Genomic DNA, 16,617 nt, shown 5'->3' with positions numbered 1-16,617 from the left:
TTGGTGCTGTTGCGCAGAATCGAACTGCGGACCTACTGATTACGAATCAGTTGCTCTACCAACTGAGCTACAACAGCCAAGACTTAAATGAAGCCTCGCATTATAGATGTTTGGGGAACTACGGGCAAATTATAAAGAACCCGGTTCGGTTATTTGCGGTTTGGCCATCATTTGTTTTTGAAGTGATTCAGAAGCTATCTTTGAGCAATCGGATTCAATATTTTTTCAACAACTTTCGCTTAAGTTCGGCGAAGTTCGTCAAAAATCTGTACATTTTTAGGATAACAGTCCATAATTATTAAATGGATGCGGAAAATGCAAATGCTAAGAATATCTTGATTGTGCATGGGCCCAATTTGAATCTGTTGGGGGTTCGTGAGCCGGAGATTTATGGTGGTAATACGCTGCAAGATATTAACAGAAATTTGAGTAAATTAACTGAAAATACTGGTATTAGGCTGGACTTTTTTCAGAGTAATGCTGAATATGCTTTGATAGATAGAGTTCAGCAAACGATGCATGATGAAACAGATTTTATCATTATCAATCCGGCTGCCTATACGCATACCAGTATTGCGTTGCGTGATGCGCTTGCGGCGGTAAAATTGCCTTTTATCGAAGTGCATTTATCGAATATCTATTCTCGTGAATCTTTTCGTCAGCGATCTTATTTTTCGGATTTGGCAATTGGCGTTATCAGTGGTTTAGGTGCTAAAGGATACGAACTGGCACTGAGATATGCGATGACATCTGATTGACCGGGTGCCGGTTATAAATAGTTTTAAACTTCAATTTTTATTGCAATGTAGTCTTCGCACATTTTTACACTAGAGCAGTGTTGATTTTTAGTTATAGAACTACCTTAAAGCGAGGCAATGTCTCGGGAGATTGGATATGGATTTAAGAAAGCTTAAGAAGCTCATCGAATTGGTTGAAGAATCAAGTATTGCAGAACTGGAAATTACGGAAGGTGAGGAGAAAGTTCGCATCAGCAAATCTGGTTCCGGGGTGCAGAATTATGCATTTCTACCGCCTGCTATGCAACCGATGATGCCTCCTGCCCAACAGTCGGCATCGGTACCCGTTTCGGAAACTGATAAGATTTCTGAAACCTCGGATGCAAATAAAAATTCATTGCCTGATGGTCATGTTGTTAAATCCCCCATGGTTGGAACGTTCTATCGAGCCGCCTCACCAGGAGCGAACCCATTTGTGGAAATCGGACAAAGCGTCAAGGTGGGCGATACGCTATGCATTATTGAAGCGATGAAATTGCTGAATGAAATTGAAGCCGATAAAAATGGTGTTATCAAAGCAATCTTGCTGGAAAATGGGCAGCCGGTTGAATACGGTGAGCCTTTATTCGTCATACAATGATCGCCGAATAGAGATCGGATAACTATGTTTGAGAAAATTCTGATAGCAAACCGTGGCGAAATTGCCTTGCGGATTCAGCGTGCTTGTCGTGCGATGGGCATCAAAACTGTGGCGGTGCATTCTGAGGCCGACGCGGAAGCAAAATATGTCAAATTGGCCGATGAGTCGGTGTGTATTGGTCCAGCACCAGTGGCGCAGAGTTATCTTAATGTCCCGGCGATTATCAGTGCGGCGGAAGTAACCGATGCAGAAGCGATTCATCCCGGTTATGGATTTCTGTCAGAAAATGCAGACTTTGCCGAGCGGGTGGAAAAGAGCGGTTTTGTGTTTATTGGTCCGCGGCCGGAAACGATTCGCTTAATGGGTGACAAGGTCAGTGCTAAGAATGCTATGAGAAAAGCCGGTGTACCCTGTGTGCCGGGATCAGATGGCGCGTTACCTGAGCACATCGATGAGATTAAGAAAGTTGCGCGGGAGATCGGCTACCCCATCATCATTAAGGCTGCCGGTGGTGGCGGTGGGCGCGGTATGCGGGTTGTACATACGGAAGCTGCTTTGTCCAATGCAGTGATCATGACGCGCAATGAAGCGCAAGCGGCATTTGGCAACCCGGTAGTCTACGCAGAAAAATTTCTGGAAAATCCACGGCATATTGAATTTCAGTTATTGATTGACGAACATGGCAACGCTGTTCACCTAGGTGAAAGAGATTGCTCCATGCAGCGCCGTCACCAGAAGATTCTCGAAGAAGCACCTGCCCCCGGCATTTCTGAAAAATTGCGCAATAAAATCGGCGAGCGTTGTGCGGATGCTTGTCGCCGTATTAAATATCGCGGTGTGGGTACATTTGAATTTTTATTTGAAAACAATGAATTCTATTTCATTGAAATGAACACTCGCTTGCAGGTGGAGCACCCGGTGACGGAAGCCATTACCGGCATCGATCTGGTACAAGCACAAATCAATGTTGCCGCCGGTCATGTGTTACCGTTCAGCCAAAAGGATGTCACGTTCAAGGGACATGCGATCGAGTGTCGCATCAACGCCGAGGATGCTTATAAGCTGACGCCTTCCGCCGGACGTATTACGCAATATCATGCACCAGGCGGCCCCGGCGTCAGGGTTGATTCGCATGTTTACCATAATTACATGGTGCCGCCTTATTATGATTCCATGATCGGCAAAATCATTACTTATGGAGATACGCGTGAACAAGCGATTGCGCGCATGCGCATTGCCTTATCCGAAATGGTGGTCACTGGTATCCATACAAACATCGCATTGCACCGGGATTTGCTCGCCGATGCATCTTTCTTGCGCGGCGGTGTCTCGATCCACTATCTGGAACAGAAACTTGCCTTGCATAATAAGACCAATTGATAAGCAATCAATTGGTTACATGCAATCTGATTGCTGACAATCTCTATAAAAACGCATGTCCTGGGTTACGCTGATTATCAAAGCTGATGCGGCGCATGCTGAACGACTGAGCGATGCGCTGATGGCACAGGGTGCACTGTCAGTGGATATTCATGATGCCGCCGCCGATACGCAAGCTGAGCAAATGCTGTTCGGAGAACCTGGAGAGCCAAGCGGTGAGATTTGGCAGAATGCCGAAGTGTCTGCGCTGTTTAATCAGGATGCAGATATCGATGAGATTCTGCGCAATATAACCCACACTGCGCAACTCGACAGTCAACCTGATTACCGTCTGGAACGTGTTGAAGAGCAGGATTGGGTGCGTTTGACCCAGTCGCAGTTTGATCCGATCCGGATATCCCAGCGTTTATGGATTGTGCCAACCTGGCATCAATCGCCCGATCCTGCCGCGATCAATCTGATACTCGACCCCGGACTGGCTTTTGGCACGGGTAGCCATCCTACCACGCAATTGTGCCTCGGTTGGCTGGACCAGAATCTGCAGCCCGGAGACAAAGTCATTGATTATGGTTGCGGCTCCGGGATACTGGCCATTGCAGCGCTAAAGCTGGGTGCGGATCATGTCACCGGTATTGATATCGATCCCCAAGCGATCGCAGCCAGTCAGGAAAATGCATTGCGCAATCAGTGCGATCCATCCAGATTTGTTTTTACAACAACGCATCAAACCGTTCAGCAAGGTTTGCAACCGGACGAGCAAGTGGATGTTGTGGTTGCCAATATTCTGGCGAATCCTTTGATCCTGTTGGCGCCGATCCTTGCGCAGGCAGTCCGGCAACACAGTCATATCGTATTGTCGGGGATTCTGAAAGAACAAGCCGAAGAAGTCCGGGATGTTTATCAACAATGGTTTGATATGTGCATTGCCGACGAACAAGAAGCCTGGGTGCTGTTAACCGGGATCAAAAGATGAAATAATCATCGCCTCAACCAGGATTGTAAACTGGTGCAGAAAAAATTAAATTCCTATCTCATTAACTGGTTGTTGACACCCAATGCGGTCAAATACAGGAAGTAGCGTATGGCACTCGTGACACTCTGTCCTGATTGTGGCACTACTTTCCGTGTCAATGCTGTGCAATTACAAGCGCATAGCGGTGATGTGCGCTGCGGACATTGTCAGCAGGTATTCAACGGATTTGCTACATTGATTACCGTCAGTGAATCGGTCATTGAATATCCATCCCAGTTTCAATCATCACCCATCAGCGAGCCCGAAGCGCTCGCGGTACCCGTAGTACCCACAGTATCTGCAGAAAGTTTTGCAGTAACCGCGAATGCCGATGATGTCATGGATTTGCCGATTGCTGCAGATTCGAATCAAACAGCCATGGCAACTTCGGATGATTTCCTAACCGCTGAGGAGCCGCGCAAGCAATCACAGGGTAGGTGGGGGGCAGCGAATGTTTTTTTACTGCTCTTGCTGATTGGGCAAATAGCGTATATCAATCGCACCGAACTGACGATCATTGCGCCTGGGGTCAGGCCGTATTTAGAGCGATACTGCGCGATTATGGCCTGCACTGTACCTTATCCTCAGGATATCAAGCAATTGGGTATTGAAGCATCGGATTTGCAAAAAAATATCCTGCGGCAACCGGAAGTCGCAATGCTGTCGGCAATCATCCGCAATCACGCGCCTTTCCCGCAAGCATTGCCCGCATTACAGCTCTCTTTATTGGATGAACACGATCAGGTAATTGTGAGCCGTATTTTTACAGCGCAGGATTACTTGCAGGAAGAAAATAAATCGTTGCAATTTATTGCAGCCCAGCATGAGATTGAAATCCGGTTGGATTTTGACAGCAGCAATCTGGATGTTCTGGGTTATCGCTTGTTGTTGCTTTATCTTTAACAAGCTGTTGAAAAACTATCTGCGTTGCCGCTACGGTGTTAAAAAAAGCTCAACATGCTCATTTATTAGGTGTAATCTGTGTTTTCTTGCCTGCTTTTGCCTGGTATCGGCTGCCTCGAAAATATTTTTTCAACGGCCTGTTAATCGACTCTCACAAGTAGCGTGCGGAAGCTAAGGTATAATGGCGCATTCATCTTTTCTTACACATGTTTTCATCAATGAATAAAAATCCTCGCACTGCTTTACTGGAAAGTCTGTTTGCGCAACGCATCCTGATTTTGGATGGCGCGATGGGCACGATGATTCAGACCTTCAAGCTTACCGAAGCGGATTTTCGCGGTCAGCGTTTCGCCGATTTCCCGCATGATCTGAGAGGGAATAACGATTTGCTGACCCTCACGCAGCCGGAAATTATTCGGTCGATTCATGCCGGTTATCTGGAAGCGGGTGCGGATATCATCGAAACCAATACATTCAATTCCAATGCGGCTTCGATGGCTGATTACCACATGCAGGATTTGGTGTATGAATTGAATTTTTCCGCAGCAAAACTGGCGCGCGAGACAGCGCAAACCTTTGAAGCCAAAACACCGGAAAAGCCGCGTTTTGTTGCCGGTGTGATCGGACCTACCACCAAAACTGCGTCCATTTCTCCGGATGTCAATGATCCCGGTTTTCGTGGCATTACCTTTGATCAGTTAGTCGCCGATTATACGGAATCCATTTGCGGGCTGGTCGATGGCGGGGCGGATATTCTGCTGGTTGAAACCATTTTCGACTCGCTCAATGCCAAAGCTGCGTTGTTTGCCATTGATCAATATTTCGAAGATCATGACATACGTCTGCCGATCATGATTTCAGTCACGATTACCGATGCCTCCGGACGTACGCTGTCGGGACAGACGCCGGAAGCGTTCTGGAACTCGGTGAGCCATACCCGGCCGTTATCGGTCGGTATCAACTGTGCGCTGGGTGCCGAGCTCATGCGTCCTTATGTGGAAGAACTGGCCGGTGTGGCGGATGTGTATACCAGTGTGCATCCGAATGCCGGCTTGCCGAATCCTTTATCGGAAACGGGCTACGATGAATCGCCGGAATATACTGCGAGCCAGATCAAAGGATTCGCGCAGTCGGGCTTTGTGAATATTGTCGGTGGTTGTTGCGGCACCACGCCGGCGCATATCAAGGCGATCGCGCAAGCCGTTGCGGATATCGCACCGCGTAAAATACCTGAAATTCCCAAGAAATTACGTTTGTCCGGCCTGGAGCCACTGAATATCGGGGATGATTCCTTGTTCGTCAATGTCGGCGAGCGTACCAATGTGACAGGTTCCCGGGCATTTGCCCGCTTGATACTCAACGATGATTATGCAGAAGCGTTGAATGTGGCGCGCAGCCAGGTTGAGAATGGTGCGCAGATTATCGATATCAACATGGATGAAGCCATGCTGGATTCGCAAAAAGCCATGGTGACTTTTCTGAATCTGCTGGCAGCCGAGCCGGATATCTGCAAAGTGCCGATTATGCTCGATTCCAGTAAATGGACGGTGATTGAAGCGGGCTTGAAATGCGTGCAAGGCAAACCCATTATCAATTCCATCAGCATGAAAGAAGGCGAAGCCGAATTTATCCATCATGCCAAATTGGCCCGCCGCTACGGTGCGGCGGTAATTGTGATGGCGTTCGATGAGCAGGGGCAGGCTGACACGCTGAAACGCAAAGTCGATATCTGCACGCGCAGTTATCACTTGCTGGTCGACCAAATTGGATTCCCACCCGAAGATATCATTTTTGATCCGAATATTTTCGCGATCGCGACGGGGATTGAAGAGCACAATAATTATGGCGTCGATTTTATCGAGGCTACCCGCATTATTAAACAGACCTTGCCGTATGCCAAAATAAGCGGCGGGGTGTCGAATGTGTCGTTTTCCTTCCGTGGTAACGAGCCGATCCGTGAAGCGATTCACACCGCTTTCCTGTATCACGCGATTAAGGAAGGCATGACGATGGGCATTGTCAACGCCGGGCAACTGGGGGTTTATTCGGATATTCCCGCAGAATTGCTGGAAAAAGTCGAGGATGTCATCCTGAATCGGCGTGCGGATGCGACCGAGCGTCTGGTTGAATATGCAGAAAACTTCAAAGGTAAGAAAAAAGAACAAGTTGAAGACTTGGCCTGGCGCGATGAGCCACTGCAACAGCGGCTGACGCACGCGTTGGTCAGAGGCATTTCCACGTTTATTGTGGAGGATACCGAAGCAGCCCGTGTGGAGATTGAAAATAAGGGGGGCCGTCCGATTCAGGTGATCGAAGGGCCGTTGATGGAAGGCATGAGTGTCGTCGGTGACCTGTTTGGCGCGGGTAAAATGTTTTTGCCGCAGGTGGTTAAATCCGCGCGCGTGATGAAACAGGCAGTCGCCCATTTGTTACCTTTTATCGAAGCCGAAAAGAAATTATCGGGTGATAACAAGCCGAAGGGAAAAATTGTCATCGCCACCGTCAAGGGCGATGTGCACGATATCGGCAAGAATATCGTCACCGTGGTTTTGCAGTGCAACAACTATGAAGTCATCAATATGGGCGTGATGGTGCCGAGTGCGCAGATTCTGGATATGGCGCGACGTGAGAAAGCCGACATCATCGGTCTGTCCGGATTGATCACGCCGTCGCTGGAAGAAATGGCGCATGTCGCCAAAGAAATGCAGCGCGAGGGATTTACCATTCCATTGCTGATTGGTGGCGCGACCACTTCACGGGTACATACCGCGGTCAAAATTGCGCCGCACTATGAGGGGCCGACTGTATGGGTGCCCGACGCCAGCCGTGCGGTGGGCGTGTGCAGTAATTTGCTGTCTCAGGATTTGCAAGCAAGCTATGTGCAGGAGATTAAGGATGAATACGAGAAAGTGCGCACGCAGCACAAAAATAAGAAAGGGCCGGCGAAACTGCTGACGCTGGCCGAAGCGCGTGCCAATGCGTATCAGACCGACTGGAAAAATTATCAACCGTATCAACCCGAACTGATCGGTATCCGCACGCTGAATAATTACCCGTTGGAAAAGATTGTTCCATATATCGACTGGACGCCTTTCTTCCAGGCTTGGGAGCTCGCCGGACGTTATCCGGATATTCTGCAGGATGAAGTGGTTGGAGAAACGGCGAGCCAGTTATTTCGCGACGCGCGGACGATGCTGAAGAAAATCGTCGAGCAAAAATGGCTGAGCGCCAACGCGGTGATCGGTTTGTTTCCGGCCAATTCTGTCGGCGACGATATCGAGATTTACACTGATCAAACGCGCAGTAAACTGGCCATGACGTATCATTGCCTGCGCCAGCAAGATCAAAAACCCACAGGCAAACCCAATCGCTGTTTGTCCGACTTTATTGCACCGAAGGAAACCGGCATCAAAGATACCATCGGTTTGTTCGCCGTGGGTGCCGGATTTGGCATTGATGAGCGCGTCAAAGCCTTTGAGGATGCCAATGATGATTACAGCGCAATTATACTCAAGGCGCTGGCGGATCGTTTGGCCGAAGCTTTTGCCGAGCATATGCACTCACGGGTGCGGCGTGAATTCTGGGGTTATGCTAAGGATGAAACCTTAACCAATGAGCAATTGATCAACGAAGAATATCGCGGTATTCGGCCTGCGCCGGGGTATCCCGCCTGCCCGGATCACACCGAAAAAGGCCCGTTGTTCGCTGTCCTGAATGCGACTGAGAATGCCGGTATCATTATCACAGAATCCTTTGCCATGGTGCCGACCGCAGCAGTGTCCGGTTTTTATTTTGCACATCCTGATTCAACCTTCTTTGCCGTCGGAAAAATCGGCAAAGACCAAGTGGAAGACTATGCGAAACGGAAAGATTGGGCAGTGGAGGAAGCCGAGCGATGGCTGGCGCCCGTACTGGCGTATGAGCGATAAGTTTTTTGCAAGATTGCTTGAATGCCCGCCCATTAATCGGTTAGTCAAAACTGATCAATGTAAACTGATACGATTGCGGATTGGTCAATTGCATCACTACATTATGAACAACTGTAGACGCATTGATCATCACCGACGGAATGCGTAATTCGCCGTTCTGGCTCGAAAAAGTTGCGATATCGGCTGGTTTTGTCGGCAATGTCGTGATGGTGGCCTGATCAAGCTCAAATACGTAATTCGGACTGTCTTCGATCAACCGTAAACTGACTTCGAGTGCTGCGTCCGTGCCAATATCAACCGCAAAACTTACAATGCCCTCACTGAATACACCTGTTGCATCGGTGACTGCGATTTGATTTATCTGCACGAAGTTGCTGACTAAAACCTGTGTGCCGTTGAAATTGATCAGCGGTACAGGTGTGGAACTGCCGCCAAGATTGAGACTGGTAGGCCGTAAAGCTGCAATGGCATCAATGACATTCATTCCATCAAAAATAACGCGCCCGAACACCGTAAAGCCACCATTCTGGAAATCCAGATTCCGGGAGTTTTCATCAGACAGATTGACAAACCATTGACTGGTAGCACTGTCGGGATGATCGGGAAGTTTCGCCATGGCAACGGTGCCGCGCGTATTGGAAATTTTGAACTCATTGGTGATCGGAGGAAATGTAGTAACGGGAGCGAGTGTTTTTCCATTGCTACCATCAACAAGCTTGTAGCCGCCACCTTGAATGACAAAACCGGGTATGCTGCGGTGAAAGATGCCATTGTTGTAGGCGCCGCTGTTGATGTAATCGATAAAATTAGCGGTCGTCAGCGGTGTTTTTGTTTCAAAAAGCTCGATACAGAATTGCCCCATATTGGTACTGAAACAAGCGATCGGATTAGCTTTTGCGATGGTTGGTGACAGCAACAGGCAAGCAAATAATGCAGTTTTATAATACTTTTGAATAAAATACATAATGATCGCCCATTAAAGTTAAAAATGAATTCTACGCATAGGAATCCACGAGAAGCAATTGTTTTATGATTGATAAGTTTTGGGTTTGTATCAAGAGATACAAGTTAGAATGTAGAAATATAAAGGCTTTTTAAATGCAACGTAGATAGCAGCAATGGAACTGATCAGCATTTCAGTGGTTTTGATGATGGCGTTGTTTGTTAGAATTCTGTTAAAATACGAAATTCTATAAAAGTATCAAGCAAGGAATCGTTGTCATGGCTTATGTAGTAACTGAAAATTGTATTAAATGTAAATATACCGATTGTGTGGATGTATGTCCGGTAGATTGCTTTCGCGAAGGCCCCAATTTTTTAGTCATTGACCCGGATGAGTGTATCGATTGCACGTTATGCGTTGCAGAATGCCCGGTGGAAGCAATTTATGCTGAAGATGATGTGCCCGATGAGCAATTGGATTTTATTGGGCTGAATGCTGAATTGTCTAAAAAATGGCGCCCAATTATTGAGAAAAAAGATGCACTGCCTGATGCGGATGATTGGGCAAGTGTTAAAGACAAACTGGATCAACTGCAACGCTAAGCAGAAATGGCGGTAATTTAGATACCGCACATGTCTGGCTTTTCACAATTCCCGCAAATCCCCTTTAGTGAGGTTTTTAGGCGCATAAATGCCGGTGCTACGGTTATAACACCAAACCGCAGGCTTGCATTGGCGCTTAAAGCAAGATTCAACCAAGAACAAGTCAATGGAAAAGCGGCGGCTTGGTATACAGCCGATGTCCTGCCGCTGACATCTTTAATTGAACGTATTTATTTTAATGCGCTTTATTCAAAGCAGGCATTAACGTTACCTTTGTTACTCTCTGCGGCACAGGAACAAGTGCTGTGGGAGTCGGTCATTCAATCCTCTGCGGCGGGGAAATCGTTACTGCAGATTCCGCAAACAGCGCAATCGGCTCGCGAAGCATGGCAACTGGCACACGCATGGCAGCTTAAACGTCATCTCCACGATTTTTATCCGAATGAGGATGTTAAGGCATTTCTGGATTGGGCGGAATCTTATCAGCATATCACTCAGCGCAACGGACAGACAGATCAAGCGCGTATTGGTGATCTGCTCACAGAGCACTATGAGTCTCTCGACATAAAAAAACCATTGTCGCTGATTTGCTATGGTTTTGATGTGATTGCGCCACAATCCATTACCTTTTTAAACAAACTTGCTGCTACTGGATGTGAAGTTGTAACCGTCGGCCCGGCAGCCGATGATCAGCAGTACTTGCGTAATGTTCAGTGTGTTGAAAGTATCAGCAGTCGTGATGAGATTTATCAGGCGGCCGTATGGGCACGGGCTAAAGTAGAAGCGGATCATGCAGTTCGTGTCGCTATCGTGGTGCCGGCATTAGCCAATTACCGCAGTGCATTGATGCGGATTTTTACCACAGTCATGCAGCCGGATATCAGGCTTGCGCTACCGGGCGCTATACATCCAGTTGTTCCTTTCAATATTTCATTGGGTCTAGCATTAACGTCTTATCCATTGATTGAGACGGCATTGGTGGTACTTGCTCTGTTGGATCGGGAGGTGGAGTTTAGTCGTGTGAGCCATTGGCTGCGTTCCCCATTTCTTGCCGGAGCGGAAGCGGAGATGGGGCAGCGCGCCTTACTGGATATGCGTATACGCCGATATGCCGAACCTGTGATTACGTTGGCACGATTACTTGTGCTCGTACAGCAAGCAGGCGGTCAAACAGACTGCCCGGTTCTGCTGCAACGCTTGTCGGCATTAGCTGCATTCCGCCAAACACAGTTACCCAAATCTGAGAGCCACACTGTATTTGCCAAAATCATCTCGGAAGTATTACAGATTGTTGGCTTTCCCGGAGAGCGCAGTCTGAATTCCACGGAATACCAAACAGTTAGTAAATGGCAAACGCTCGTTGCGGATTTTGCGACGCTCGATCATGTAATTGCAAAAACCAGCTATCACGAGGCCATTAGTCGTTTGAAAAGAATAGCCGGTGATACATTGTTTCAACCGGAAACGCCGGAAGTGCCCATTCAAATTCTCGGGGTGCTGGAAGCTGCCGGGATGGAATTTGATTATCTATGGGTCATGGGATTATCGGATGAACAATGGCCTTTGCGTGCTCGTCCCAATCCATTTCTGCCGCCGGAGTTGCAACGTAAGGCAAAGCTGCCATTGGGTTCTACGCTGGAATCATCGGCTTACTGTCAACGCTTGACGGATGGATGGCTATCCAGTGCCAAAGAAGTTATTTTAAGTTATCCAAAATATAGTGACGATCGTGATGGGCATGAGTTAAAACCCAGTCCGCTGATTCAATCGATACCGCAAGGAAAGCTCACGCTCCCTGTGATTGCGCAGCATCGTGATCTCATAATTCAATCCTGCGAATTGGAACGGATCGATGACAGTCAGGCGCCGCCGCTGGATAAAGGAGCGATGACGCAAGGTATCAAAGGCGGTACGTCGGTCATCAAGGATTACGCCGCATGCCCATTTCGCGCCTGGGCCAAGTATCGATTACATATCCAAAACCAAGAGGTGCCGCATGTCGGTTTAAATGCGATGGAGCGGGGCTCATTGGTACATCAGGTATTGGCGCAGTTATGGCGTCAGCTACAAACCAAGGAAGCGCTCGATGCCATCAGCGATCACGATCTTGAGAATATGCTGACCAGCGCTGCCAACAGTGCGGTTTTACAGATACGGCAGTATCGGCCGGTTGCGCTTTCAGGCCGTTTTGCACAGGTTGAGCAGCGACGCTTGGTGCGTTTGGCACGTGAATGGCTGGTTGAAGAAAGAAAACGTGGTTATTTTACGGTGATCGCGACGGAGGAGAAGCGCACCATCCGGATCGGTGATTTGGTGTTGAGCGCGCGTCTGGATCGCGTCGATGAGTTGGAAGATGGACAACACATCGTGATTGACTATAAAACCAGCAAGCAATCCATTCAGACAATGCTCGGAGAGCGCCCGGACGAACCCCAACTGCCTTTATATCTGATTATGACCGAAGAAACACAACAGCAGGCTGCCGGCGTTGCATTTGCTGCCATCAAGCGAGGTGACATGGGATTTGCGGCGATTGTGCGGGATGCGGATTTGTTGCCGGGTGTGAAAGCTTTTTCCCAATTGAGCGCATGCAAGCCATTTAATACGTGGGAAGACTTGATTGTAGAATGGCGCAAGCATTTGACAAATCTGGCGGCGGGTTTTTGCAGCGGCGATGCCAGAGTAAATCCGAAAAATTTCCCGGCAACTTGTGAATATTGCGATATGCAATTGTTTTGCCGGATTCATGAACGGGTTGGCGATAATTCGATTGAGCAGGACGATGAAAATGCCTGATACGGTACCGATTCCGGATGCAGATGAGCGCTATTGGGCGCTTGATCCTACGCAATCGTTTATCGTGCAGGCACCGGCCGGATCCGGCAAGACAGCGTTGTTGATTCAACGTTATCTGCGATTGCTGGCCTGTGTTGATGCACCGGAAGAAATTGTGGCGATTACATTTACGCGAAAAGCCGCAGCAGAAATGCGTGCACGTGTGTTAGCCGCACTGGAAATTGAAAAGCAGCCGGCTGATACCGATACTGCTTATGAAAAACTGAATCGTGAGCTATCGGCTGCTGTTTTGCAGCGGAACCGGCAGGCTGGTTGGCATATCGCTGAGAATCCGGAGCGGCTACGAATACAAACAATCGATTCGTTATGTGCTGCATTGACACGGCAAATGCCAATGTTGTCAAAGTTCGGCGCACAGCCTGAGACGGCTGAAGATGCTGCAGATTTCTATCTGGAGGCAGCGCGGGCTACCTTGGCGTTGGTGGAGCTGGACCATGCAATTGCGCATGATGTGGAACGATTGCTCGAACATCTGGATAACGACATGGCGCGCATTGAGGCATTGCTCGCCGAGATGCTGGCAAAGCGTGACCATTGGCTGCGCCATCTACATGGCAGAAATCGAGAAGAACTGGAAACATCCTTGCAAAATTCGCGCCGCAATGCATTGCAATTTGTTTCCCGGTCATTTCCGGAGGCAATGCACAATGAACTGCTGAAATTGCTGTATTACGCGGCTGCCAATCTTATTGCTGAAAGTAAGTCTTCAGCAATTACCTTCTGTGAGCACCTGAAAGCAGTGTCGGAAGCGGATATTGAGCATTGGCATGGAATCGCTGAGTTGTTGCTGACGAAGGAGGGCGATTGGCGAAAAAGAATTTCTGTTAAAGAAGGCTTTCCATCCGGTAATACCAAGGCCGAAAAGGATGCAGCAAAAGCGTGGAAGAATCGATGGGAAGCTCTGATTGATTTGCTGAGTCCGGAAGATGCGCTCCGGCAAGCGCTGCATGAGTTGCGCCAATTGCCGCCGCCTTGTTATTCCGATAAACAATGGGAAATACTGGGGGCGATTACCCGGTTGTTGCCTTATGCCGTGGCACAACTCAAAGTCATTTTTCAGGTTAGCGGCAAAGTTGATTTCTCAGAAGTTTCTCAGCGTGCATTGCTTGCACTGGGCGATTCTGAAGCGCCGACCGATTTGGCGTTGGCATTGGATTATCGTATCAGGCATTTGATGATCGATGAATTTCAGGATACGTCAATCAGTCAGTTTAAGTTGATCGAGAAGCTCGTTGCAGGCTGGGAAGCAGGGGATGGACGCAGCCTGTTTGCGGTAGGTGATCCGATGCAATCCATCTATCGCTTTCGTGAAGCGGAAGTAGGGCTTTTTTTGCAAGCACGAAGCACAGGAATTGGTCAATTGGTTTTGCAGCCGATTACGCTCAGCGCAAATTTCCGCTCGCAGCAAGGTATTATCGACTGGGTTAATACGGCTTTTACGCAAATCATGCCTGATCGCGAAGATGTTGTAACAGGTGCAGTGGCCTATACGCCTTCTATTGCAACACACCCCATGTTAGCAGGCGATGCGGTGAAGGTGCATCCTTTGCTTGAAAGAAATGACACGGAAGAAGCACGGCGGTTAGTAGAAATTATCACACAAACGCAGCGCGATGATCCAATCGGTACGATTGCGATTTTGGTGCGTAATCGCGGCCATTTAAGCGAAATTGTTGCGCAAATAAAAGCAGCCAGTCTACGATTTCGCGCCATTGATATTGAATTGTTGCATCATAAACCTGTGGTGCAGGATCTGCTGGCGCTTACCCGTGCATTGATAAATCCTGCTGATCGCCTTGCCTGGCTTGCATTATTGCGCGCGCCCTGGTGTGGTCTTTTACTTAAAGATATTGATGCGCTGATATCTGTTGAGGAAAAAGCAAATAATCGCACTGTTATGACTAAAGAAACGATGATATGGGAATTGATGTGCGATGAAAGCCATTGGCAGGCTGTTTCCGCTGATGCAAGGATCCGCATACAGCGCGTGCGCGAAATACTGAAGCTGTGCATGGATCATCGGCAGCGTCAGTCGCTCCGTGCGACCGTGGAAGCAGCTTGGCAAGCATTGGGTGGTCCGGGTTGTACAAATTCAGTGGTAACTGATCATAATCACGTCGAAAATAATCAGAATGATGCCGAGATCTTTCTGGATTATCTTGAACATCAGGAAATAGCCGGAGATATCCAGGACTTGGCAAAGTTTGAAGCAGGGTTGAGTGCGCTTTATGCCTTACCGGATTTGAATGCGGATGATACCTTGCAGATCATGACGATTCATAAAGCCAAGGGACTTGAGTTTGATACAGTGATTGTACCTGGACTTGGTCGCGCGCCGCGCAACAGTGATAAATGGTTGTTCAAATGGATGGAGCAGCCGAATAGCGAAGCCGCGGATGAGGAAAAACAATCGACGGTTGATTTATTGCTCGCGCCTATTCAGGAAACAGGAACAGAGAAAGATCCAATTTATCGGTGGTTGGAAACATTGGATCGAAGCAAAGCGCAGTTTGAAGCGGATCGCTTACTGTATGTCGCGGCAACGCGGGCAAAAAAGTTTCTGCATTTGTTGGGTCATGTAGGCTTAGAGTCAGATAAAAACATACCTAAGAAACCGATGATTGATTCATTGCTGTACAGGCTCTGGGCAGTTGTGCAGCCAATTTTTAGCGATGCAGCGGAACAAAATAACACATCACGGAATTGTGAGTCGGAAGACAGCGGCGGTGAAGTAACTGTAACTAGCAGAAATATAAACAATCAAGGTATTTATCGATTGAGAGCAGAATGGGAGTTGCCGGATGCTCCCAAATCAATGGCCTGGCAAGAACCCTATGATAGACAACAAATACACGAAGAAATAGAATTTTCTTGGGTAAGTGAAATGGCCCGCCATGTGGGTAATGTGGTGCATCGATGGTTGCAGCAAATTGCAGAAGATGAAATGAATGACTGGAGTGTGGCACGTATACAAACGATGCATTATCAATTCAGGCAGAATTTGCTGGCTGATGGGATGAGTGGAAGTAAAAAAGAAATGGAATATGCGATTGAACGCATCATTTTAGCGCTGACAAATGCTCTTGACGATACGCGTGGGCAGTGGATTTTGGGGTCTCAACAGTTGGCACAAAATGAGTTAAGGATTACCGGTATCGCTAATAATGTGCCAATGAGCTGGATAATTGACAGGACTTTTTGCGATCCCGATGGAATTCGATGGATAATAGATTATAAAACCAGTAGTCATGAAGGTGCTGATATACAAGGTTTTTTAGATCGAGAACAAGTTCGCTACCATCGCCAGCTTAATTACTATGCAGAACTCATGCAACAATTAGATGCACGACCAATAAGACTGGGAATTTATTTTCCATTGATTCGTGGTTGGCGAGAATGGTGAGCATTGAGATGGTAATTTCATTTTTTGGTTAGCGCTGCTGGCAGGATATTTTTGGATAGGGATAATAAAAAAGTTATAAATTTTTTGTGAAGTGGTTTCATTTTTTTAGTCCTTGTAGAGAAAAGGGAAAAGAGGTGGCTAGGCATAAAAATTCCTTGATGTGGAGAATGTTATTTATGACAAATGACTTGACTTTAAGGGGTAAGGTCGAC

General features: G+C 47.8%; 10 protein-coding genes and 1 tRNA gene. 9 read left to right on the top strand and 2 right to left on the bottom strand.

Features of this window, described 5'->3' with window-relative positions; genetic code table 11:
• Position 1: 1 nt before the first annotated feature.
• Positions 2–77, bottom strand: a tRNA-Thr gene (locus Q0K92_RS12075).
• A 225-nt stretch (positions 78–302) separates the two neighbouring features.
• Here Q0K92_RS12075 and aroQ point away from each other — a divergent pair.
• From aroQ to metH, 6 genes are all read left to right on the top strand, one after another.
• Positions 303–758 (top strand): type II 3-dehydroquinate dehydratase, encoded by a 456-nt coding sequence (gene aroQ, locus Q0K92_RS12070; RefSeq protein ID WP_297326045.1) that lies wholly within the window; start codon positions 303–305, stop codon positions 756–758.
• A 136-nt stretch (positions 759–894) separates the two neighbouring features.
• On the top strand, positions 895–1,377 hold the full coding sequence (gene accB, locus Q0K92_RS12065) for an acetyl-CoA carboxylase biotin carboxyl carrier protein (protein WP_297326044.1): 483 nt from the start codon (positions 895–897) through the stop codon (positions 1,375–1,377).
• Positions 1,378–1,401: 24 nt separating this feature from the next.
• The gene (accC, locus tag Q0K92_RS12060; RefSeq protein WP_297326043.1) at positions 1,402–2,757 is read left to right on the top strand and encodes an acetyl-CoA carboxylase biotin carboxylase subunit; all 1,356 of its coding nucleotides are present in this window, start codon (positions 1,402–1,404) and stop codon (positions 2,755–2,757) included.
• Positions 2,758–2,812: 55 nt separating this feature from the next.
• Positions 2,813–3,730, top strand: a complete 918-nt coding sequence (gene prmA / locus Q0K92_RS12055) for a 50S ribosomal protein L11 methyltransferase (protein ID WP_297326042.1) — start codon at positions 2,813–2,815, stop codon at positions 3,728–3,730.
• Between the two features lie 108 nt (positions 3,731–3,838).
• Positions 3,839–4,672, top strand: a complete 834-nt coding sequence (locus Q0K92_RS12050; protein ID WP_297326041.1) for a zinc-ribbon and DUF3426 domain-containing protein — start codon at positions 3,839–3,841, stop codon at positions 4,670–4,672.
• A 218-nt stretch (positions 4,673–4,890) separates the two neighbouring features.
• The gene (gene metH, locus Q0K92_RS12045; protein WP_297326040.1) at positions 4,891–8,601 is read left to right on the top strand and encodes a methionine synthase; all 3,711 of its coding nucleotides are present in this window, start codon (positions 4,891–4,893) and stop codon (positions 8,599–8,601) included.
• 40 nt (positions 8,602–8,641) lie between these two features.
• Here the strand turns inward: metH and Q0K92_RS12040 are convergent, their stop codons facing one another.
• Positions 8,642–9,565 (bottom strand): peptidylprolyl isomerase, encoded by a 924-nt coding sequence (locus tag Q0K92_RS12040; protein ID WP_297326039.1) that lies wholly within the window; start codon positions 9,563–9,565, stop codon positions 8,642–8,644.
• 257 nt (positions 9,566–9,822) lie between these two features.
• On the opposite strand from Q0K92_RS12040, the gene fdxA reads away from it, so the two are divergent.
• From fdxA to Q0K92_RS12025, 3 genes are read left to right on the top strand one after another with little or no spacing between them, the layout of a single operon-like run.
• Positions 9,823–10,146: a ferredoxin FdxA gene (gene fdxA, locus Q0K92_RS12035; protein ID WP_110341613.1), complete on the top strand. Its 324-nt coding sequence runs from the start codon at positions 9,823–9,825 to the stop codon at positions 10,144–10,146.
• 30 nt (positions 10,147–10,176) lie between these two features.
• The gene (locus Q0K92_RS12030) at positions 10,177–12,942 is read left to right on the top strand and encodes a PD-(D/E)XK nuclease family protein (protein WP_297326038.1); all 2,766 of its coding nucleotides are present in this window, start codon (positions 10,177–10,179) and stop codon (positions 12,940–12,942) included.
• Complete coding sequence (locus Q0K92_RS12025) at positions 12,929–16,405, top strand: UvrD-helicase domain-containing protein (protein WP_297326037.1); 3,477 nt, start codon at positions 12,929–12,931, stop codon at positions 16,403–16,405. The genes Q0K92_RS12030 and Q0K92_RS12025 overlap by 14 nt, the downstream gene beginning before the upstream one ends.
• Positions 16,406–16,617 lie beyond the last annotated feature (212 nt).

The sequence above is a fragment of the Nitrosomonas sp. genome, from assembly GCF_024282095.1.
Taxonomy (GTDB): domain Bacteria; phylum Pseudomonadota; class Gammaproteobacteria; order Burkholderiales; family Nitrosomonadaceae; genus Nitrosomonas.
This window is presented reverse-complemented; position numbering and strand designations above follow the sequence as displayed.